General features: G+C 70.2%; 16 protein-coding genes and 2 pseudogenes. 8 read left to right on the forward strand and 10 right to left on the reverse strand.

The window, feature by feature from the left end; translation table 11 throughout:
* Nucleotides 1-124 precede the first annotated feature (124 nt).
* Nucleotides 125-913: a tyrosine-type recombinase/integrase gene (locus tag OG444_RS01440; protein WP_327260306.1), complete on the forward strand. Its 789-nt coding sequence runs from the start codon at nt 125-127 to the stop codon at nt 911-913.
* Nucleotides 910-2,679, forward strand: coding sequence for a hypothetical protein (locus tag OG444_RS01445; RefSeq protein ID WP_327260307.1), 1,770 nt, complete (start codon nt 910-912; stop codon nt 2,677-2,679). Before OG444_RS01440 ends, OG444_RS01445 begins: the two co-directional genes overlap by 4 nt.
* Before the next feature lie 119 nt (nt 2,680-2,798).
* Here the strand turns inward: OG444_RS01445 and OG444_RS01450 are convergent, their stop codons facing one another.
* Entirely contained in the window at nt 2,799-3,950 is a 1,152-nt protein-coding gene (locus OG444_RS01450) for a HEAT repeat domain-containing protein (protein ID WP_327260308.1), read from the reverse strand.
* A 426-nt stretch (nt 3,951-4,376) separates the two neighbouring features.
* On the opposite strand from OG444_RS01450, the pseudogene OG444_RS01455 reads away from it, so the two are divergent.
* Nucleotides 4,377-4,640, forward strand: a pseudogene (locus OG444_RS01455) (IS110 family transposase); the annotation flags it as partial.
* Between the two features lie 112 nt (nt 4,641-4,752).
* Here the strand turns inward: OG444_RS01455 and OG444_RS01460 are convergent.
* The 3 genes from OG444_RS01460 to OG444_RS01470 all read right to left on the reverse strand — a co-directional run bounded on the left by OG444_RS01460 (nt 4,753) and on the right by OG444_RS01470 (nt 7,049).
* Nucleotides 4,753-5,181, reverse strand: coding sequence for a DUF4240 domain-containing protein (locus OG444_RS01460; protein WP_327260309.1), 429 nt, complete (start codon nt 5,179-5,181; stop codon nt 4,753-4,755).
* Nucleotides 5,182-5,225: 44 nt separating this feature from the next.
* Nucleotides 5,226-5,432 carry a transposase gene (locus OG444_RS01465; protein WP_327260310.1) on the reverse strand — a complete coding sequence of 69 codons (207 nt, stop codon included), beginning with the start codon at nt 5,430-5,432 and terminating at the stop codon, nt 5,226-5,228.
* Nucleotides 5,433-6,071: 639 nt separating this feature from the next.
* Nucleotides 6,072-7,049, reverse strand: coding sequence for an ArsR/SmtB family transcription factor (locus OG444_RS01470; RefSeq protein WP_327260312.1), 978 nt, complete (start codon nt 7,047-7,049; stop codon nt 6,072-6,074).
* Between the two features lie 89 nt (nt 7,050-7,138).
* Here OG444_RS01470 and OG444_RS01475 point away from each other — a divergent pair, with 89 nt between their 5' ends.
* The 4 genes from OG444_RS01475 (at nt 7,139) to OG444_RS01490 (ending at nt 10,152) form a co-directional block, all read left to right on the forward strand.
* Nucleotides 7,139-8,455: an MFS transporter gene (locus tag OG444_RS01475; RefSeq protein WP_327260313.1), complete on the forward strand. Its 1,317-nt coding sequence runs from the start codon at nt 7,139-7,141 to the stop codon at nt 8,453-8,455.
* Nucleotides 8,456-8,620: 165 nt separating this feature from the next.
* The gene (locus OG444_RS01480; RefSeq protein WP_327260314.1) at nt 8,621-8,806 is read left to right on the forward strand and encodes a hypothetical protein; all 186 of its coding nucleotides are present in this window, start codon (nt 8,621-8,623) and stop codon (nt 8,804-8,806) included.
* Complete coding sequence (locus tag OG444_RS01485; protein ID WP_327260315.1) at nt 8,781-9,167, forward strand: hypothetical protein; 387 nt, start codon at nt 8,781-8,783, stop codon at nt 9,165-9,167. Before OG444_RS01480 ends, OG444_RS01485 begins: the two co-directional genes overlap by 26 nt.
* 10 nt (nt 9,168-9,177) lie before the next feature.
* The gene (locus OG444_RS01490; RefSeq protein ID WP_327267071.1) at nt 9,178-10,152 is read left to right on the forward strand and encodes a hypothetical protein; all 975 of its coding nucleotides are present in this window, start codon (nt 9,178-9,180) and stop codon (nt 10,150-10,152) included.
* Nucleotides 10,153-10,262: 110 nt separating this feature from the next.
* Here the strand turns inward: OG444_RS01490 and OG444_RS01495 are convergent.
* From OG444_RS01495 to OG444_RS01505, 3 genes and pseudogenes are all read right to left on the reverse strand, one after another.
* A pseudogene (locus OG444_RS01495) lies at nt 10,263-10,472 on the reverse strand (DEAD/DEAH box helicase family protein); the annotation flags it as partial.
* Nucleotides 10,473-10,578: 106 nt separating this feature from the next.
* A complete protein-coding gene (locus OG444_RS01500) occupies nt 10,579-10,722 on the reverse strand; it encodes a hypothetical protein (RefSeq protein ID WP_327260317.1) in 144 nt (47 codons plus the stop codon).
* A gap of 629 nt (nt 10,723-11,351) precedes the next feature.
* Entirely contained in the window at nt 11,352-11,939 is a 588-nt protein-coding gene (locus tag OG444_RS01505) for an ATP-binding protein (RefSeq protein WP_327260318.1), read from the reverse strand.
* A 1,224-nt stretch (nt 11,940-13,163) separates the two neighbouring features.
* Between OG444_RS01505 and OG444_RS01510 the strand changes: the two genes are divergently transcribed.
* Nucleotides 13,164-17,285 (forward strand): hypothetical protein, encoded by a 4,122-nt coding sequence (locus OG444_RS01510; RefSeq protein WP_327260319.1) that lies wholly within the window; start codon nt 13,164-13,166, stop codon nt 17,283-17,285.
* Nucleotides 17,286-17,480: 195 nt separating this feature from the next.
* Here the strand turns inward: OG444_RS01510 and OG444_RS01515 are convergent, their stop codons facing one another.
* The 3 genes from OG444_RS01515 to OG444_RS01525 form a co-directional block, all read right to left on the reverse strand.
* Nucleotides 17,481-18,665, reverse strand: coding sequence for an IS701 family transposase (locus OG444_RS01515; protein WP_327260320.1), 1,185 nt, complete (start codon nt 18,663-18,665; stop codon nt 17,481-17,483).
* Nucleotides 18,666-18,852: 187 nt separating this feature from the next.
* Entirely contained in the window at nt 18,853-19,128 is a 276-nt protein-coding gene (locus OG444_RS01520) for a hypothetical protein (RefSeq protein ID WP_327260321.1), read from the reverse strand.
* Nucleotides 19,129-19,580: 452 nt separating this feature from the next.
* On the reverse strand, nt 19,581-22,082 hold the full coding sequence (locus OG444_RS01525; protein ID WP_327260322.1) for a WD40 repeat domain-containing protein: 2,502 nt from the start codon (nt 22,080-22,082) through the stop codon (nt 19,581-19,583).
* Between the last annotated feature and the right edge of the window lie 137 nt (nt 22,083-22,219).

Raw genomic sequence — 22,219 nt, forward strand, 5'->3', positions numbered from 1 at the left:
ACCCCGGCGCCCCGGGACGGGGTCGCGGCGGTGGTGCGCCCCGGCCCGGGGTCGCTGCCGGTGCGGTGCGAGCGGCGGATCAACCGGGTCCCGGTGGCCGTGCGGGGGGCTGCTGTCGTACGCGGTGTCCGCAGGCGAAGCGCAGCGCGGGGTGCTGGGCCAGATCTACGAGCTCGCCGACAGCAGAGACCTGCCGGCGGAGGCGACGGGCGAGGACGGTGGCCTGTTCTACCGGCTGCGCCCCGTGCACCAGCTGAGGGAGCCGGCCACCGACGTCGACCGGGCGGCCGACACCGAGCTGGTGGCGATGTTCACCGCATGCCGCAACGCGCGGGACTGCCTGGTCGTGCTGCTGCTCGGACGGGTGGGCCTGCGGCGCGGGCAGGCAGCCGGGCTGCGCCGAAGCGCCATTCATCTGCTGCCGGACTCGCGGGCGCTGGGCTGCGACTACCCGGAGGCGCACCTGCACGTACGGAGGCGGGAGAACTCGAACGGGGCCTGGTCGAAGTCCCGGCACGCGTGGGTGGCGCCGCTGGACTTCCTGACAGTGTCCGCGTTCGACCTGTACTACGAGGAACGCCACCGGCTGCTCGGTCCCGGGGGCAGCGACTTCCTCCTGGTGAACCTGTTTCGGGCACCGCTGGGGGCGCCGGAGGCGATCGGCGAGCTGTTCGGCCGGCTGGGAATGCGGGCGGGGCTGGCACGGAAGGTAGGTCCGCACATGGCGCGGCGGGCGTTCGGGTCGAACGTCGCGGACGCGGGTGGTTCACCAGACGAGGTTCAGGCGTTGCTGGGGCAGCGGAGCGTTGACTCGTCGGGTCCGTACCGGTTCCCGGATCCGGGGAGGATGCGGGCAGCGGTCGAACGGGTACCCACTCCGCGCGCCCTCGGGGCACGGGAGGGGGACCAGTGACCGCCGCGGTCGCGGGCATCAGGCCGGAGGCCGGGGCGCTGGCCGCGGACGCACGGCTGGAGGAGGTCCGCAGGGCTCTCGATCCGGAGTTCCTCGCGCTGTTGGACTGGGATTGGGAGCGGCGAGTGATCACCTTTCCCCGGGTGCATCCGGTGATCGGTCTGCCGGACTGCCCGGTGCCGAACTGTCCGCTGGCGATCACGGTGGCCACCTGGCCGATGTGCCGGGGGTGCATCGAGCGGTGGGGCAGGACCGATGTGCCGTTGGAGGAGTTCCTCCGGATCCCGAAGACCTCGACCATGGGCGGTGGGCAGCTGCCCTGCGCAGTTGCCCGGTGTGAGCGGCCCCGGGACAACGCCGCCGCGAAGCTGTGCGCGACCCACCGCCTCCAGCGCTCCCAGGCTCTGGCCGGTATCGGGATCGAGGAGTTCCTGGCCCACCCCAAGGTGGTCGGCCTCGCCGGGCTCGGGCCCTGCCTGGTCGCCGCCTGCTACCTCGACCGGGTCAGCGGCAAGTATCCGTACTGCAAGGCCCATACCCAGCGCCTGCGCACGGTCCGCGAGCAGACCGGTTTCGACGAAGGGCTGTGGCGGCGGACCGAGAGAGCGGTCTGCTCTACCCGGGAGGTGAGCCTGCGGGGTCTGCCGGACGGGCTGGTCGCCGAAGCCCTGTACGCGCTGTCGTCGCGGATCGACAACGGGTTCAAGCTGCGGCCCGAGTGCCTGCGCCCGCTCTACGACCGGCTGCGTGCCCAGCAGGTGACCCGTCTGGAAGAAGTGGCCGATCCCGAGGCCGCCGGGTACAGCCGCGAGCAGGTCATGATGATCCGCGCCGCCAACCTGGCGCTCGCCCGCCTGAACACCACGCCGGAGACCGAGCGGGTCAAGGACATCTGGGACATGTCCGTGTTCGGACACAACGGCGTGGTCCCGTTCACCGCGATCACCCAGAAGCCGCTGCGGGAAGCGATGAAGATCTGGGTCTACGACGACCTGCCCCGGCGGCGGAACAAGAATGCCGTCCACCCTCCCCGACCTCCAAGCCCACCTCGCCGACCGGCTGCGAAGCCGGGAACGCCTGATGTCCGCGTTCGAAGCCGACGAATGGGCACGTACCCAGGCCATGCCCTCGCAGGAGGAGATCAGCCGGGTCCGTCGGCTCATCGACCGCGTCAGCTCCGACCTCGACCAGCTCACCGCCGAGGACCGCGCGCAGATCGAACAGGCCGTCACCCTCGTGCGCCGCTCGCGCACCGTCCACCTCGGCATGCCCCGCGTCGGCCAGCCCCTGCCCGACGTCCGACCCCCAAGGACGCACCCGTCGTGACCACACCCATGAACGACGGCCGCCAGGCCGACACCGAACGCCGCCGTACCCGCGTGACGAGCGCGATCACCACCGCACAGCGGGAGGGAAGCCCACTGACCGCCTCAGCCATCGCCCGCACCGCCCGTGTCGACCGCACCTTCCTGTACCGCCATCGCGACCTCCTCGACGCGCTCCACACCGCGGCGCACGAACCGGCCACGCCGTCCGGGACTGGGCCAACCGCCACTTCGGCATCGCTTCAAGCCGATCTCGCCAACGCAGGTGCTCGCAGCGCCCGCTTGGCCGCCCGCGTCCAGCAGCTCGAAGAACGCCTGTCGAAGGCGCTCGGCGAAGAGATCTGGCGGGCCTCCGGCCTCGGGCCACCCGCCGACGTCGCCGAGCTGAACAGTCGGATCACCAGGCTCGAACAGAGCAACGTTGAGCTGACGCGCGCTTGAGGAGCGTCACGCCGAACTTGAAGCCGCCCGAGCAGCCAACCGCGACCTGACCCGCGCCCTCAATCAAAAGAGCTGACGCATCTCCACACGGTGGACGTCAGTCGAGACGAGCGTCGAGCTCAGGTCGATGCGGTGCGCGCGCGAATGCGGTGCGCGGTGCGCAGTCCCTGCTTGGCGGCGGTTGCCACGAGGCCGCCGAGGGTGGTTCTGGCGAGGTCGTGGGCGGCGAGGCGTTCCAGTGCTGGCAGGGCCCGGTCGTCGGCGGTGGGGCCGAGAGCGCGGCAGGCCAGTGCTCGGAGGTCCGGGTCGGGATCGGTGGTGAGGGCGATCAGGTCGTCCACCACCGGCGGGCCGAAGGTGGCGATCGCTGAGGCGAGATGGCTGGCCTTCGGGTTCCGGCGTTCGATCATGGCCTGCCAGAGCGCAGCGAGTGCCCGGTCGCCGCCGATTTGGCCGAGTGACAGGGCGGCTCTGCTGCGTACCCAGTTGGTCTCGTCGTTCAGCCGGGCTGCCAGCGCGGGCACGGCGGCGTGTTCCTCAAGGAGGCCGAGTGCCTCGCAGGCACCCTCGCGAACCATCGGATCGGGATGCTCCAGCAGGGCGGTGATCAGCGGAACGGCCCGGCGGAAGCCGAGTTCGGCACAGGCGAGCGCCGACCACCGCACCCCGCGGTGCCCGGTGTCGGCGAGCGCGCGCAGGAGGCCCGGTTCGACGCTCGCGTCGCCGAACAGGGCGATCCGGTTGAGTGCCTTGGTCCAGACGGTGACATCCTGCGTCCGGTGGTCGGAGGCGACCTCGGACAGGGCCGCCCGGGCCTGCGGCTGGCCGAGCTCGACCCACTCCAGCAGGGCGTCGATCGCCCGCAGCCGGATCGTACGGTTCCCGCTCAACTCGGAGGCGTGGACGGTGACGAGGGATGTCGGACCGTCCGGCGGGTGGCCGAGTGCGTCCCCGAGCGGGCCGGCGAGCGGTGGTTCGAGCTCGCCCAACCACAGGGCCAGTGGGCCGATTCGGGTGCCGACGTCCGCGTCGTAGCGGCCGTCGCCCCGCAGGTTCGCGGCCAGCTTGGCGACCGTACGGAACAGCAGCCATGCGCGGTCCGATGGGGAATCAGCGAGGGCGTCGAGCCGGCCGGACATTGCCGCGGTGACGGCGGTCTGCGGGCGACCGGTGGCCTCCAGCACCGCCTCCGCCCAGGCGAGTGGCTCGCCCTGACGCTCGTAGAGCTGGCGACCCCACAGGCGGAGGACGGCGTCACGGTGGTCGGTCATCCCAGGATCGTTCCAGCAGGGAACACCGACAGCCAACGGTTTTCCCGAGCCTAAGCCCTGAAGGGCCGGACTCAACCGAGGGTGAGCACGAGGACACAGACAATGGCGATGATTGAGCCAGCGATACCCCAAGCGAGCCCGCTCTTCGTCGCCGCACCGCAGTCGCCCACTCCTCATCTCTGCTTCCGAGGAGGGAGGCTCGCGTGGGCTCTCCAGAACTCAGGGTCCCGTGGCCCGGCGAGCCACGAGATGAACCGACCTGTCACGGTCTCGAAAGCGTCAGCCAACGAAGTCGCTCCGACGACAGTCCGTTCTACGGGGTCGCGTAGTGAGCGTTATGGTCCACCTCGCACCAGCAGGCCAGGCTGATGGCTGACCAGACATTGAGAAGGCCCTCCCTGGTCCACTCCACGTCGAGTGAGACCTCGAGCCATGGACCTGCTGGCCGAGCACGGCGACACTGCGGAGACGCCGATCCCGGTGGCCATCGAGACCAGCCGCGGCCTGCTGGTTGCCACGCTGCGGCAGGTGCCCCGGAAGGTCTGTCCGGTCAACCCCATGGCTGCCTCCCGCTGCCGCGACCGCCACGGAGTCAGCCGCAAGAAGTCGGACCCGGGCGACGCCCTGGTCCTCGCGAACATCATCCGCACCGATGCTCCGGTGCAGCGCCCGCTACCAGCCGACACCGATAGCAAGCCACAGGAATGGGAGGTGGCTTTGTTCACGACTTCCGGTTCTGGCACACATTCCGTGAAAACGATCAATGGCCCTGAGACTCGTCACCATCCGCAGAACATGCCGTTCAATCAGCCCAGCCCTCGGTGTTCGAGCACGACTCGTAGGAGTAGCGCGTGTCGCGGTCCCACTCCTCCCCAGTGATGCGCTTGTATGCCCGGTCCGGTGTGTAGAGCAGGCGCTCGGCCCAGATGAGGTCGATGGCGTAAGGAGTGAAGACCGCAGGGTCTTGGAGGGCGCTGTCGAAGATGGTGCGGCCGGCGGCGACGACCGCGGCACGGGTGTAGAGGAAGGCGTCATCGGACAGGTTGTGTCCGTACTCCTTGCGGTCCAGCCGGTAGAGCGCCCATGACAGTTGCTCGGCAAAGCCGATGACCAGCGGCAACGGGGACTGGGCAAGGCGTTCGGTCACTGTGGCTGCAAGGAGTTCGGCGTCAGGGTCGGGTCCCGTGGGCCTGCAGTCCTCGATGAGCTGCCAGAAGGCGTCTTCGTTCATGCTGGCGAGCATGCCGCAGCGGTCTGACAGTCCTGTCTGCCGGGTTACCTGTTTGCTGCTGCTGTGAGAAGTACGCGCTTGCGGAGAAGGGGGAGCTTGGCCCGCCCGAACACCTGGCGCTTGATCATCTTGATGTGATTGACGCAGCCCTCCACGGGGCCGGAGTTCCAGCGCGTGCTCAGGCCCTGGAGCACGGCATCCCAGTCTTTCTCCAAACCCGTGGCGAAGGTATGCAGGCGGGGCAGCGTCATGGGTCTCCCTCACCGCCCGCCAGTCCACCTGAGGCCGGACGACGTCCAGGAGCGCGATGTCGCGGGCGCTGTGGAGCGGGAAGGTGGTCAGGCCGCCGTGGGCGCGGCCGTAGTTGACCTCTGCTGAGGCCACCGAGGCGACGTACCCGAGATGGACGAACCAGTCCCAGTCGGCCCTGCGGACCCCGAGGCAGGTGGCGTCCTGGTCCGGGCCGAGCGGTACGTGCTGGTCCAGGAGCGCAGGAAGGTCCCGGCGGCGGGCCAGGGCCGCGGCCTGCTCCGGATGCACCTCAGAGAACCTGACCTCGCCGCCGAGGTGTACCGGCAGGCCAGCCTTCACGAGATGCCCGACGGCCGACGCCGTCACCCGAGGCCGCATGGGCGGCACCGGCACCCCCAGGCCTCCGTCAGCCGGTCCGCCGTCTCCCCCGCGTCTACCAGGCACCGCAGCGCGGAACGGACCGTCTAAGGAGTCGACGGACTCGACCACCGCCCCCGGCCGGCGTCCGCCACCGGGACCAGACCCGAACCCGTCGCCCACCGCCACGCCGCGACGGACACCCGCAGCAGACCCGCCGCCTCCGACTCGTCGAACACCTCACGCACCGAACGCACCAGCCACCCCACTGATCTGAGCCCTCAGCCCGAACCGGCGACCAGTGCCTCGCCGAGCGGGGTGCGCCGGTAGAGCACCGACCGTCCGGACCGGGCGCGGACGAGCAGTCCCGCGCCTCGCAGGATGGCGAGGTGGTCTCCTACCGCGCCGGGTGCCATGGCGAGGCTTCGGGCGAGGTGGCTGGTACTCGCCGGGCCGTCCAGCGCCAACAGCAGCCGGGCTCGGGCCCGGCCGACCAGAGCGGTCAGCGCGTCCGGTTGGGGGACGGTCGCCTGTTCGCCCCACAGGGCGGCGGTGCCGCGGGCAGGATAGACCAAGGTCCTGGGCCAGGGGTCTTCCATGTGGGCGGCGATATGCCCGACGAAGACCGAAGGGATCAGCAGGAGCCCGTCGCCCGCGAGGCGGACTGTTCCGCCTCGGAAGAAGCCGATCTCGATACCGCCAGCGTGCCAGGCGACGCCCGGGTGCAGGCTCTCGATGGTCGCGGCCCATCCGCGTTCGCCGATCACACCCACCCGGTACACGACATCGCGTTCACAGATCGCGCGCAGTTGCGGCCAGTCCGCGGCGAGCAGCTCGTGCCACGCCTGGTCCATCGCCTCGGCGATCCTGGAGACGGCGTCCGCCGAGTCCAGCACAGCGCGTACGCGGGGATCACGGGCGGACGGTCCGGTCGCGGTGGCGGCGAATTCGTGGCGGGCCGCTTCCAGCGGTGTGGCCCGGATCACGGACAGGTCGTCAGCCCAGGTCTGGTTGAGGCCGCGCGGGGGCGGGGCGACGAAGTTCGGTCCGCCTTGCGGGGCCTGCAGCGCGAGGGCGGCGTCCAGTTCGGTCTCGCAGCGAAGCCGTTCAAAGACCGGCATGAGCCGGGCGGCCCAGGCTCGCGGCAGCGGCTGGCCTTGGCCGGCGAGCGAGCGCAGCAGCAAACAGAGGTCCAGTGCGGGCGACAGCGCGAAGCGGCTGCGCAGCAGGTCCTCAACGGAGACTTCGAAGCGCAGCACCCAGCCATGCTACCCCGGAACGTCCGCTCCGATTCGTCCAGTGACGAATCATTGGTGAGTGGCGTGAGCGCACGGCGAGGCTGGGCGTCATGACCCCAACCGCCGAACCCGCGCAGGTCAACCACCGTGCCACCTACCGGAAGGTGCTGGCCGAGCCGCGATTCCGGCTGCTCTTCTCAACCCGCACCGTCGCGATCACCGCGGACTCGCTGCGGATCACCACGTTCTCGGTGCTGGTCTTCGCGACCACCGGCTCCGCGCTGCTGAGCGCACTGGCCTTCGGTATCGGCTTCATCCCGCAGCTGTTCGGCTCGCTGCTGCTGGGCTCACTGGCCGACCGGCTGCCGCCCCGCGCGCTCATCACCGGCGGCTACGCCTTGACGTGCGCCACCGCTCTGCTGCTCGCCCTGGTGCGGATGCCGGTCGCGGCAAGCCTCGGTGTCGTGGCGCTGGTCGCCCTTGCCACACCGGTGTTTCACGGCGCGTCGAGTCGGCTGGTCGCGCAGTCGCTGGAGGGCGACGCCTATGTACTGGGCCGTTCACTGAACAACATCGCCTCCTCCGGCGCGCAATTGTTCGGTCTGGCGCTGGGAGGTGCGGTCGTCGCGGCACTCGGCCCGCGCCGGGCGCTCGCGGTCAGCGCCGCCCTTTACCTCGGCTGCGCGCTTGCTATCCGCATCCGGCTACCCCGGCTGCAGCCGGGAGAGTTCGGCGGCACACCCGGCAGCGCTCGGGGCGAGGGCGGGGCCGTCCGGGCAAGCCTGCACGGTACCGGCCTGCTGCTGCGCAAACGCACGGTGCGACGACTGATGCTGGCCCAGTGGCTACCGCCCGCGTTCGTTGCAGGCGCGGAAGGCCTGATCGTCGCCTACGCCGGAGGACGCCACTTCGCGCCCGGCTGGTACGCGGTGCTGATGGGCTGTCTGCCGGTCGGCATGCTCGTCGGTGACCTGCTGGTGGGCCGACTCCTACTACCACCCAGCCGGGAGCGACTGGTAGTCCCGTTGATTGCGCTGATGGGACTGCCGCTGGTCGGCTTCGCTGCCGAGCCCGGAGTGGGCGTCTCGTCCTGTCTGCTGCTGCTCAGCGGCTTCGGATTCGCCTACGGTCTCGGCCTGCAACGGCCGTTCCTGGACGCCCTGCCGCAGGATGGCCAGGGCCAGGCCTTCGGTCTGCTCGGCTCCGGCGGCATGACGCTGCAGGGCGTCGGGCCGGTTTGCTTCGGCTCGGTGGCCGCAGTCATCGGAACCGGCGGCGCCATCACTCTGGCGGGCGGCGCGGCGGCGCTCACCGCCGGCTGGATTCTCACCTGGCAGCCGCACGCCTCCCCGGTCCCCGTCCCGAACTACCCAACGGGATCAGAGAACGGCACCGAACAGCATGCGTGTAGTTCCCCTGCGCAGTAACCGTCGCCGGTCGAGTCGGCCGCGAGCCGTCACGCACCCCACCCCCCACCACGCCTCTCTGACAGACAATCATTCCACCAATCGGAATCAGCCGGAGAGCCGGCCGGGGAAGCGGATGGTGTCGCCGCCTCGCTCGCCGAGTTGTTGCCCGACAGGGTTCGGGGGTTGGGCGCGGACCACCCCGACACCCTCACCACCCGACACGACCTCGCCCACTGGCAGGGGCGGGCGGGGGATCCGGCCGGCGCCGCCGCCGCGCTCGCCGGACTGCTGGCCAACCGAATGCGGGTGCTGGTCCCGGACCACACCCGCACCGGCCGACGATTTGGCGCGGAGCGGGTTCGCGGGTGATCGAATCGATTTCGAGATCAAGAACGATGCGGGTGGGGACGCCGACGTACGCCTGCTGGATGATAACGGCAATGCCTTCGTCTATCAGATGAAGCGGCTCAACAATCCACTGGACCTCGTCTCCGAAATAACCCGGGGCAAGAATCTCGGGCAGCTCACTCACTCAGTGGGCGATCACCGCATCATGCTCGTCGACGGGCAGGGTAGCGTCGCCAAGTGGACAGCGGAAGGCGCTGTCGAGAGGCTGATGGAGATCCACCACAACGGCCGCGGTCGCTTCGAAGCCGGCAAGGACGTGACCTTCGTCATCCGGCTCGATGACGGGACGCTGGTCTTCCCCCGGGCTCAAAGACCGATTTAAAGGACATGTTGTGATCACCACGGACCCTGTAGGCGAATGGTTCTGGGAGACGACGATTGCCGTCTCCGGACAGCAGGGTGCGCGCCAGGCGCTCCATCTCTTCGACCGAGTCCATTCTCTCGGTTCCCTCCTCGGTATCGTCGATGGCTGGGGACACGGGGGAGTCAAGGTCGTCACGCTGGCGGCGCCGCGGGACACGCGGTACGAGTGGGAGGGAAACGGGCGCCTCGAGGGCGCGGTGGAAGAGAGCCGGGCCTGGTTCGACCATAACGCGACCCTGCACATGTGGAGCGTGCTGCCCGGCGAATGGCTGGACGCCGACGGCGGCGCGCATCGCTCTGAGCGTCTCTTCGCGTTGCGGCTGCTCCTCTGGCCCGGCGGGCACACCATCGTGTCGCTTGCGGCGTACTCCGACGCCTGGATGACCCTGGACGTGAGGGAACGCCCCCAGCCCGAGGTCGCCGCGGCGAACGCGCCGCGGCTGGCTTCCCTGTTGAGTGCCGTTTCCGACCTGTTGGGAGCCGAAGTCGATCCTGGGGATCCCACCTACTACGGCAGGCCCACAGCTTCCGGCTTCGAAGACCTCTCGGAAGAGGGCACCGACTACACAGACCCGTGGAGCACCTTTGCCGTACCGGCCAGATGGCAGCGCATGCTGCACCTGCTGCCGAAGGGTTATCAGGAGCAGTCCTACGAGGCGTTCACCGAAGGTCCGGTCAAGTACATCGAGGTTCGCCGGAGCGGTGGCACCGTGGGCTGGCTCTGGGCGGGCAAGGACGGCAGTTCTGCGGGATACGAGCCGCGCACCGCGGCTGGAGAGATCGCCTTCGCCGCCGGTGTACCCCTTCTGCTGGCGTTCGTCGAGGCGCGTCGAGCCGGATCGGCCGCACTGGACGCTCTCAGAATGGCGGCATTGTCGGAGCCCGATGCGGAGATCCGTGACGCGAGTTCACTCGATACCTTGCAGGAATTATCGGGTTGCTGAACCGGCTCCGCACAGTGGAGTGGGTCGGTGACTGGGACAGCGTGTTCGCGCGCGTGATGTCCCGCCGCATTCTCATGCGGGAGTATCTGAGGCGGGCCGGAGGGGACCAGGACCAGGACGCGCTCCCGGCCGACCTGTTCGGCGGCGCGTACGGCGACGAGGGTCTTGCCGCTGCCGGTGGCCATGATGACTTGGGTCCGCAAGCCGACGGCAGGGAGCTCGGCGCTGGAGCGGGGGGTGAGTTCCTCGACTGCGCGGGCCAGGGCTTCGCTCTGATGAGGGCGCAGCGGCGGAGCGGTGCGGGTGTCGGTGCCGGTCATGTGCTCGCCTTGTTCTCGGGTTCCTGGCCCTGGGGCCGGGAGACGGTCGGGGTGGGGGGCGGTGGGTGTGGTCGGGGCAGAGGTCGCGGCCGTCGCGCAGCCTGCGCTATCCGCATTCGCGCAGCCAGGCGCGGAGGGCCCGGTGGTGGGGCATCGGGACGGGAGCGAACCACTCGCGGTCGCAGCCGTCTCCGGACCCGGTCTCGCCGGTGTAGTCGCATCTGATGGTCGGGATGTTGCCGGCGGTCACGGCCGCGTGTTCCCGGCGGCCCAGATCGCGTACTCCTGGCGGACGTAGCCACTGGGGTTGGCAGTCCAGGCAGGGTCATCGGTGGCCCGACCACCCCGACACCCTCTGGAGCGCAACAACCTCGCCGATGTCCTCGCCCTGCTCGGAGCACAAGCGCCATCCGCACCTGCCGGCCAGCGGCGTTGGGGTGAGATCTGGCGCCGTAGGCGCTGGTGATCAAACCCCCTGTAATCCCTGCACAGGCCATGGGCCGCTGCTCAGCTCGCAGCGCAGCAAGTCACTGACCGAACCTGGGAACACCCGTCGCGATCGCCGGTCCGCACGTCGGGGCCGCCGCCCTCCCACCGGATCGGCCCGTCCTCGGACCGGTCCGCATCCTCCAGCCCGGCCCGGCGCAAGAACACCGACACATCCCCGGGCGTGAACGCCCTGCCGAGGTCCGCGTCCACGCCGAGGGCGCGCACGGTGACCTTGCACCCGCCCTGCGGTGACACGGGATGGATCACGATCTCCGTCCTGCCCGCCGACACCCCTCCGGCGGAGGTGAGCGTCGTGGGGCTTGGACCAGGCGTCAATGCGTCAGCGCTTGGTTCCTGCTTACCGGCGGCGTGCGGCAGCCCGCCGTACTTTCACCTGGCTGCCGGGAGGATGGCCCAGTAGGTGACTGTGTGCGCCAGGATGCGGGTGCCGTGGGCGCTTGCCAGCAGGGTGATGATGGCCACGCCCCGGCCGCGTTCTTCCGGTGCGCAGCTTGTGGCCCAGGTGCCGTGGTTGTCGGTGGGGCCGCCGTCGTCGACTTCGATGTGCAGGGTGCCGTCGTCTTCGGCCTGGTGCAGGTGGAGGGCGAGGGGAGGCAGGGCGTGTTCGAGGGCGTTGGTGACGAGTTCGGAGACGACGAGGAGTGCTTGGTCGATGGTGTCGTCGTCGACGTTCCATGTGTGGAGTACGGCGCTGGCGATGCGGCGTGCGGTGCCGGCGGACTCGGGGTGGTGCGGCAGCCACCAGATGCGGGGTGCGTTGGCCTGTGTGTGGGTGGCGGGCTGTAGCAGCGCGGTGGGGGGAGGTGCTGTTTCGGTGTGGGGGCTGGCGTCCATGGCAGGGTCCTGCCGGTCGGGTGTGTGAGAGGTGTGGGTGGAGCCGGGCTTGTGCGGCTTCGGTGGCCAGCGCAGGAGCTGGTCGAGGACGGTTGAGGCGAGCGCGGCATCGAGTGCGCCCACGCCGGTGAGGTCGGCGACCGTGATGGCTCTCTCGGGGCGGTCGAGGGGTGTTTTGAGGAGTTCGCCCGCCGCGATGTCGCTGTCCTGGGCGGTGGCCCCGGCCGCTGCGGTGAGGCCCGCGGTGCGCCCCTGCCCCGCATCGACCCGTCGTCCCTATCGCGTGGCCGCCGCAGCTTCACCGGGCAAGTGAATCCGGTACAAGCGGAGGTACGAGTGGGCAGGGCCTGCCCATGCGAGCACACCGGTTCTCGAAATCGGCCGGGAGCCAGCCACGGTGGAGCAGTCGGGGATGAGCTGTGAAACTTGCTCGCGCGGCCAGGACGAAGAGTAGAGAGGCCCACGGAGTGTGAAACCGCAGAGTGCACTGGCCTCCCTGGTGGGTGCGGAGCGCGATCTGAAAGTCCTCAGGCCCGACCAGATCGATGCTGTCCGTCACGCCAGTCCAGTACAGGGAAACAGGGGCGTGCGGATGGCCGAAGTAGGCGCCTTGATCAGTAACCGTGAGTTCCCCACTCCCGTCCAGGACCCAGCGAGGCTGCGCAGCGGCTTCGGCTGCACGGCGGCGTGAAGCATTTCCGAGAGCAGACCCCAGCATGCTGCCGATGACAAATGACGGACGGCCGACAGCAACCACGTTCGTGCGCTGGTAGCTGCCGTTCCCCCGGGCGCGCCAAGTCAGCCGCTGAGCTGGCCCCACCGCCAGGACGCGCTCATTCGGAGCGAGCCGCGCGTAAGTAGCCAGACGTGGGCGCCTCTGTAACCTGCCACTCACTAGATCCGCGAGGATGTCGCACGTATGCCACAGGTGGTCGTCCAGGTAGGTCCAGGATTGCTCGCCGTGAGGTAAAGCCCTCGGATGATCCACACACTCCCCCTCGAACGCGCTCCGACGTCACCGTCTCCCTGGCCAGACAGTATCCGGCCCGAGGCGCCCTCTTCGCATCAACCACATGAGAAGGACGGCCGGGGAACGATCATGCTGCAGTTGGGGAAAGATCTTCAGTCCCCTTCGGAGCTGCGGGTCATGCTCACTCGGGTTCTGGCACAACTTCTGTGGTGCGGCGCGTCCGCTCGGCGCATCGACGCCGTCGAGCGGGGGAAGCGCCGGGTCAACGGCCTGCGTCGAACGGGTCGCCGGCCCGCCGGGCTGGACTCAACAGAAGTTGTGCCAGACCCCTCACTCGTGAACGCCCCCTGTCAGAGCCGCCTGGCAAGATCACACGTATGACCAGCAACACCGGAACTCCCGTCCCACTCCCAGCCAATCACCGCATCTCCGAGACGTACGCCGACTGGGCACGTACTCGGGGGCCAGGCGTCGAAACCGACGCCCGCGACACGCTGGAACGGGCGGACAGCAGCCGGCACCGGGCCTGGGAGAAGCCCGGCCGGTTCGTGGACGACGCGGAGCGCCTGGCCCGGGGCCTGCTGGCCGCCCACCTGCCCTGGTTCTGGGACACCATCGGCCATTGGATGCTGGAGACGCACCGCCGCTCCGCCGCCCGCGCCTACTCGCAGGCGCGCGCCGCCGAGCGCACCCACGCTCTGCCGGTCGATCCCGACTGGCGGCGGGCGAACCAGCTGCTCTTCGCCCGCTTCGGCGCCCTGCCCGCCAGTGAACTCAGCGGAGCGGCAGCCTGGTTGGCCGGTGTCCTCGAACCGGATGACGCGCACCACGAGTTCGTCCGCCTGCTGAGCGCCTGGGCGGCGTCCCCCGGCGAGCTTCCCGCCGATCTGGCCCGCCGGGTCCGGGACTCGGCCCGTGCGGCCGGGCTCGGCAGCGAGGAGGAGGCCCGGGTGCTGGGCGGGGTGCTGGCCGCGGCCCGCGGCAAGGCCATACCCGACCGGCTTCTCAACGCGGCCGTCGGCCCGCTCGGCAACCACCCGCCCGCCGACGAGCAGGCCACCGCCCTCCTCGACCTGTTTCCCGAGTCGAAGAACGACGCGGCGGCCTGGCTGCGGCTGCTCATCGCGTGCGGTGCCGCAGACGCTGCCGCGGCCGGGCGGATCACCCCGGAGGGCGGCCTCGGCGACTGGCTGCGCCGATACGCCGCCGGATACTCGCACCGCACGGTGGGCGGCGGTGGGGTGACCCGCCAGCCCATGCCCACGGAACTCTTGGACCTGGTGGGCCGGTTCGCCCCGCTGCTGCGCGCGCACGGCACCCCGGTCCGGCTGCACGAGGACCGCTACCGGTGGCCGCATCTGGACGCCGACCTCCTCGACCTCTGCCTCGCCGAGGGCGTACCCGTCCACGACCCCGGTGCCGCGATCAGCCTGGAGTTCTGGGGTGAGCACTCCCAGCGCGACCTCAAGGCACTCGCCGCCGACCCGGTGTTCGGCCCCCGGCTGGAAGGCACCGTTCACGCCGGGCTCCGCACCCGTGGCGGCACTGCGATCAGCGGCACTGCCATCAGTCGACTCCCGCACAATCCGGGCATCACGGTCGAGGTGCACGCCCGCGTCGAGAAGCTGCTCGACGCCCTGCGCGGCGGGGGACTGGCCGCCGCCGACGAGGCCGTCGACGAGCTGCGCGGACTCCTCGACCGGCCCACCGCCATCGCCCTGGACGGCATCGAGGAGGCCCTCGAGGCACTCGACCTCACCGGCCCGCTGGCCCGCGCCCTGCGGGCCGGGCTCCCCGAGGAGCTGGGCTGGCCCGCCCTGGACCAGGCCCTCGCTGTCTTCCCGCCCGACGAAACCGTGCACGTCACCTGCACCTGGCCGGTGCTCACCGTGTACGGCGAGACCCGCGCCCTCGCCGTCGACCACGCCGGACTGCGCGCAGACCACACCATGGAACTGCCCGACGGCGCACTCGGCCACACCGTGCACTGGGTCGGCGGCCAGTTCCTCGTCGCCTGGAACGAGGAGCACAAGGAGAACCCTTCCAACACCGCCTACTGGTCCGACCACCCCGGCGAAACGTTCGAACCAGAGCAGACGTACGGGCTGCGCCCCTACGGCGGCAGTATCCAGGGTGGCCTCGGCTACCAGTTCGAAACCTCGGACGGGGGCGGCCGGTTCGACGGCGAGCGCGTCCTGCGGGCCGGCGGACGTGAGGGCATCGGCCACCGCGACTACCAGATGAACGACGGCCACACCCTCTGGAGCACCACGGTGTTCAGCGAAGACCGCGGCGGCTGGACCCGCATCGACCCGGCCACCGGCCTTCCCACCGCCGACCGCACCCTGCCCGCCTTCCACGACCCCGACCGGTCCCCGCCCGGCACGAAGCCCTTCCCCGACCACCGCATTCTCGCCGCACTGCCGCCCGGCGCCCCGCCCTCCCCGCTCGGTCAGGACGGCACACTCACCGGCTGCCGGGTCGACTACCGCACCCCGTACGCGGGTCCCTCGCCCCGCGAGTTCGTGCTGGAGTCCATCGACGGTCGCACCGCCTCCTACCGCAGCAACAACTGGGGCCGTCGCCCATGGGGAATCCTTGCCCTGCCGCTCGGCGGTGAGGACGCCGTCCTGAACGGAGGGACCACCATCCGCTGCCATGCCGCCGGCGACAACTCGTTGCTCTGGCAGGTCCAGGGCTTCCCCGGCAGCCGCCACAGGACCCGAAGCCGGGCCACCCTGGGCGAACTGGCCGGGCCGGTGCCGCCACCTGCCTTCTGGCACTTCCTCACCCCGCGCGACGAGCCCTCGTCCCGTGTCCTGCGGACGGTCACCGACAGTGCGGTGCGCGAGCTGCTGCACCAGGGCATCGGGTGCGCCCTGCCGGGAGTGACCCACCCGCGGGTCCAGGAGGGCGTCGACCGCGCCGTCCGGCTCGCCGCTGACGTACTGCGCCGCTGCCGGGAGCTGTCACACCGGGTCGCCGTCATGCGGGCCGGGCCGGTCGTCGACCTGCCCGACCCGGCGCCGGACAACCGGCTCGTCCCGGCCCTCCACGGCCTACTGCCCCAGCTGCGTGGCTACGAGGAACGGCAGCCGCAGCCACAGCCCGCCCTCCTCACCTCGGTCGCCGCCGACGGCCGGTACCTGCGCGGTGAGATCGACGACGAGGTGCGGGTGCTCGCCCTGCCCGCGCCGCCCTCCGAATGGGCGGTGCTGACCGGCCGGATCCATGCCGTGGCCTGGCGAACCGTCGTCGCGGCCACCCCCGACGAGCAGCGACAAGCGCTCGCGGCACTGCTCGGCGTATGGAGCCGGCAGCCGTTCGCGGAGGTTGGCAGTGCCTGGCGGACCGGCCGGGCCCCGGAGCAGCGGATCGCCGCACTGCGCGCGGACGGTTTCGCCGTGGCCTCCGGCCCGGAGCGCAGCGGCCTCGCCCTCTTCCTCCAGCGAGCAGCCGATCCGGTGCCCGCCGATGCCGAAGAGTGCGCCACGCACACCGTCGCCGCCGATGACACCACCCGGCTCCCCCGCCTGCTGGCCCTGCTCGCCGAACGAGGCCCGCGGCCGGTGCCCGAAGAGGCCGTGGACCTGTTCCGCTGGCGCACCGGGGTGCCGCGCCCGATCGCCGCCCTGGTCCTCGATGGATTCGCCGGCAGCGACGACTACGGTGCACACCGCAAGCTGGTCCGCTCCAAGCCGTACAAGGCCGACCAGAACACCCTCTACGCGTACGACGAGTTCCAGCGGCGGCTCGGTCCAGCCGGCCGGCGCACCGTGCTCGCCGCCGCTGTGCCCGGCGACCCGGCGGAGCTCTGGGCCCCCGGCGGGATGACCGCGGCCGCGGAACGCATGGCCGCGGCCTGGACCCGGCTGCTCGGTGCCGCCCCGTACACCGATGACGGCAGCCATGCCGCTGCCCTCGCCGCAGACCACGGACTCCCGGAGACCTGGACCACGGCCCTGCTCACCGGCCGCCTCGAGAAACCTCTGGAGGCCGACAGCATGCAGGCCGCCGCCACCGCTGTCGCCTGGGCTCTCGCCGAGCGCCCGGTGGAAGACCCTGCGGCGCAGGGTGCCCGCGCCCTGCTCGGCGGGCTTACGGACCTGCCCGCTGATCTGCTCACCGCTCTGCGCAGGCTGGCGGACCGGTCCGCCACGACCCCCGTTCCGCCAGGCCAGTACGAGACCAACCCGCTGTTCAGCGTCCCGGACCTGGTGGACGAGGTGGCGGCGGCTCTCGGTGTCAGCCGTGACGCGGCCGCCCTCCAGCTCCAGCTGCACGCTTTCGACCGCCCGGCCGACCGCACCGTCCGCCGCTGGAACTCCTGGTCCATCGATCATCACCGCGCCGTCCGCAAGGAGCTGACCGCCGCGAAGGCCCCGCGCCCCAAACCTGCCGCCCCGGCAGAAGCCCCCGCTGCGGTCCCGGCACCCGCGCACGAGCGGTTCACCCGAGCCTGGGCGGACAGTGCGGGACGGCCAGCAACGAAGGCGTGATGCTGCTGCACGCCTCACGCAAATACGGATCCTAGTACTGCAACGGTGTTTGCTGTGATGGTTTGTTGGCTTCTGGTGGTGTGTGACCGCGTTGTTTGTAGTGGCTGACACGTGCCTGGAACTGTCGTCGCCGTCGCCAGTGTGACCAGTGCAGGACGTGGTCGATGCTCGGGCGGGGCCGGGTGAGGTAGTGGATCAGGCGTCGGAGTTCGGGAAGGGTGAGGGGTATGAGCTGGGAGGATCCGTTTCTGCTTTCCCGGTGTCGATTTCGCGGGCCCGCAGGACGGTGAGGCAGGCATGGGCGGCGATGGCCAGGGTCATGTGGCGGTGCCAGCCGTCGTAGCGGCGGACCTGGTAGTCGTCCAGGCCGCACTCCTGCTTCGCGCTCTGGAAGCATTCCTCGACCGCCCACCGGGCACCGGCGATACGGATCAGCTCGTCGAGTGTGGTATCGGCCGGGTAGTAGGCGATGTAGTAGGAGATCTCGTCCGGTCGTCGGACGCTGCGGCGGGCGATCACCCAGTGCCGGCGGTCCTCGCGATGCCAGGGACGGACCTCGACCCTGGCCCAGTCGTAGACCCGCGAGCCGTGGGCTCCCTCCCCGCAGGAACGGCGCTTCCACTTCTGCCGGGGCAGCCCCGGGAACAGGTCGTGGACGGGGTGGTCGATGGCCCAGCGGGTGACGACGGTGTCGTGCCGGGTGGTGGCCATGACGTGAAAGACATCGGCCCGCTCCAGTTCCGTGCGCCAGCCTTTGGAGAAGCCGTAGGCGGCATCCGCGGTCACCCACCGGAACGGGATCCGGTCCGTGATCGCCCGGCGGACCATGGCCTTGGCCATCACCACCTTCGTCTCGAAGCCGACCGTGTCAACGATGCCGGCGGCCCGGCACCGATCGCGGTCATCGGTCCATGACGTGGGCAGATAGAGGCGGCGGTCGATCAACGTGCGGCCACGGCCGCCGGCATAGGCGAGGAACACCCCGATCTGGGAGTTCTCCGTCCTCCCGGCGGTTCCGGAGTACTGGCGCTGGACGCCGGCCGAGCGGACACCCTTCTTCAGAAACTCCGTGTCGTCCACGATCAGCACCGCTCCCGGGTCGCCGAGATGCTCGACGACGTAGTCCCGCCCATCGTCCAGGACCTGATCCGCGTCCCAGTCGATCCGGTTCAGCAGCCGGTGGATCCGGTCCGGACCCGCATACCCGGCCTCCTCCGCAAGCGTCCAGCCGTTCTTCCGCTCCAAAGGAGCGATCAGCCCCCGCATATACGCGAGAGCCGACTCCCGCGGCTCCGACCTGGCGAAACGGTGTACGAACCGCTCATGCAGAGCTTTCAGTTCACCAGCCCACAACCGGGCGTCCCCATGTTCCCCGCCCACGAACCGACCACCAACCGACCTGCCCAATCGTCACGGCAAACACCGGCAGTATTAGCGCCCGTCTGCACGAACCTCAGCGACGAATGTGATCAAGGAACTCGACTTCGTGCACTAGCCGGCGCCCGAACCCGTCCTCGAACGGCGGGCAGCGTTACCCGAGCGTCTCTCTTCTTCCCCCCGTCATGGGTCACGCCATGTTGGACCATGGACTGTTCGTTGGCGTGGTACTCCTCGGAGGGCAGCTGTTGAAGTGGTACTTCTCGGAGGGCAACGAGTCCCATTCGGTATGCGCGCCATCGCGCGGCACCATAAAGAGCGGACGCGATCGGATGACCTCCCCGACCCGTTGCGCGCGCATGACGATCCCGGGATCATCCGGTGCTGCGTAGCCCTCGGGCATGATGCGAAACTTCACGTCCATCGCCTCGGCATAGGCGATTGCGTCGCTCTCCAGCTCCGCCATGTCCCTCCCGACCAGCGGGAGACCGTCGTATGCAACCTGGGGACCCTGCACAGCGTCGGCAGCGATGCAAAACAGCCCCACAGCCTGGCTCACATAGGCCGTGGCGGCAGGCGGAGAAGCAGCGGCCTCGCGACGGTGGACTTCGGCCCTCCAAGTCGGCGAGAAGATCGCGTGGTCCCGTCATACGCCACCCCCACCCGCAAAGCCGCCGGACCCGGCACGGCTTCCGCGGCCTGCGCCAGCATCGGCTCCACCGGCGGCCTGAGCATCACAGGGACCTCCCTCACGGCTTGTCGGCCCCTCTTCCAGGGTCGGCCAGACCAGCCGGAGGCGGCCCTGCAGGACGGCCATCGCATCATCCATCCGAGGGGCGCAGCGGGCCCGTCACAGGCGCCCTGCGGGGCTTATGCGGCACGGTAACGGCATGCGTCACCGTCCACCCCGTCCCTGCCTCAGCAATTGCGGTCAAGTACGACCACGTCGTCGCCCATGCCGATGACGAGACCTTGGCCGACGGCGGTCATGCACTGGGCCCGCGTCGGCAGCGCGACCTTCTCCCGGAGCCGGGCCGGCGCGAGATCCCAGACGTGGACCGTACCGCTGCCGTCCAAGGTGATGGCCTCCGTACGGTCGTCCCGCGTAGTGCAGGCCACCGCGAGAACTCCTGACGGGTGTCCCGCAAGGGTGGACCGCAGAGTGCCGTCCGTCAGATCCCACACTTGTACTGCGCTGTCGTTCCCGCCCACGGTCAGCGCGTGGGGACGGCCCTCCAGGACGGTGTCGGCGAGTGCCCGTATCCAGTGGTGCCCTGTGTGGACGGTGGTGGTGACGCGTCGGCCCTTCTCCGTGAGCCTCCACAGCCGCAGTGCGGCGTCATCGCTGCCCGTGAGAAGGTGGGGGCGGCCGTCGATGGTGATGGGCTCCATGGCCCGCACCGCCGACCGGGTGCGGTCGCTGTGGAGCGGGTGCTCCACGTCCTCGTCCAGATCCCACACGCGTATGGTGCGGTCCTGGTCGGAGGTGACCACGTAGGGACGGCCGTTGACGTCCGCCCACGCCACGGTCTCCACCCGGCGGTCGGGTCCGGGAAGGTCCCGAAGCCCGGTACCTGCGGCAAGGTCCCAGACCCGGGTGACGCCGCAGCAGCCTCCGACCGCAGCGTAGGGGCTGTCGTGGACCGTTGTGCAGGCCAGCGCCTCCACACGGTGCCCGTGGGGCAGGGTGCCTCGTTCCGTCCCATCGGCCAGGTCCCAGACCCGTATTGTGGTGTCGCCTCCGGTAACGACGTGCGGACGGCCGTCGATCTCCACGGCGTCCACGGCCTGCACGGTCCCGGTGTGGCCCTTGTGTCCCGCGGGCAGGGCGGCGTCACCCAGGTCCCATACGCGCGGGGGCGCGGAATGGCCGCCGCTCACAGCGTACGGGCGCCCGTCGATCTCCGTGCTGGCCAGCGCGTCCACATAGCCGTGGTGTCCGGTCAGGACGGCGCGCTCCGTGTCCTCGGTCAGATCCCACACGTGCACCGTGCAGTCACCACCGGCGGTCAACACGTGGGGGCGTCCACCAAGTTCGAAGCAGCTCACGGCAGCTATCCACGAGGTGTGCCCGCCCAGCACCGCGCGCTGCGAGCCGTCGGTCAGGCACCAGACCCGTGCCGCGTGCTCCCCGCCGCCCCCGGTGATGGCGTGGGGGATGCCGTCGATCACCGTGCAGGCCACCGAGTAGACGGCCGACGTGTGACCGGTGAGCACGGCCCGCTCGACGCCGTCCTCCAGGTCCCACAGCCTCACCGTGTTGTCATAGCCCCCGGTCACAGCCACGGGCCGGCCGGCAACCTCGGAGAACGCCACCGCTCGTACTTCCTCGGTGTGGCCGGGCATCCGCGCACGTTCCGACCCGTCGACCAGGTCCCACAGCCGGACCAGGCAGTCCTCTCCCGCAGTGACGGCGTGCGGCCGGCCGTCGATCACCGTGCAGCCCACCGCGTATATCCAGCCCTTGTGACCTCCGAGGGCGAACCGCTCGGCCCCGGTATCCAGATCCCACACCCGCAGGCTGCCGGAGCAGGTTCCTGTGACGACATGGGGACGCCCGTCGATCTCGACGCAGTCCAGTGCGTAGACCCCGTCGTCCTCGGTGATGACAAGGTGTTCGGTTCCGTCGACCAGGTCCCACACGCGGACGTTCCCGTCGTAGCAGCCGGTCACCGCGTGGGGACGCCCGTCGATGATGGTGCACGCGGCGGCGTCCACGCCCAATCCCGTCTTGGTGAAGCGCAGCGCTGGATGAACCATCGTGCCGGTCGCCCACCGCGGCCGCCACGGGCGGCCGCGAGAAAGCTCCAGGGCGAGGCCGGTCTCACCGTGGCGAGCGGCGTCAACGGCGAGGATGTCCCGCCTTTCGGGCAGGCTCACGGTGGCATGGACGTGGACGGATGCTCGGTAAATACTCCGCCGCACCGTCCCCTGGGACGAGCCCGGGATGTTGAGCGCGCGGAGCAGCCCCCGCGGGTCCGCGTGCACCAGGTACTCGGCGTCCTCGAGTATCTCGTCCAGGGCACCGGCCGCGGCGGCGTGGGCGGCGAGATGGTCGACGATGTACGGTGCGGCAGCCAGCCAGTCGCGGTGCCCGCTGTCCCCGTCAAGGGGCACCTCGGCCAGCAACGCGCTCGTGACCGCCCGTTGCGTCTGCTGCTCGCCCGACCGGGCTTCCCGGGCACGCAACCGGTAGGCCGCACCCTCCGGTGTCTGAGTCTCGACCAGGAGTTCGCCCGCCCGGTCCCGGAACACGCTCACGTCCTGAGCCGTCCACGGGTGACCCGACAGGGCACGTGCCAGGACCACCCACAGGGCAAGTGGCAGACCCCTGCCTTCGGCGAACGCCAACGGCAGCAACAGCGCGGCTTCGTCGTCGGAATCCTGCGTCTGCCCGACGGCCCTTGTAGCGTTCGCCATCGCCCCACGCTCCTTGCAGCCCGTTCACGACCCCGTCCCTCCCTATTGCGGGTGGACGGGTCACTAACCTGGCCACGGATGCTACAGACAGCAACTGACATTGATACGGCCGCCCCATCGCCGTCACCTGCAGCGCC

The organism is Streptomyces sp. NBC_01232 (assembly GCF_035989885.1).
Taxonomy (GTDB): Bacteria; Actinomycetota; Actinomycetes; order Streptomycetales; family Streptomycetaceae; genus Streptomyces.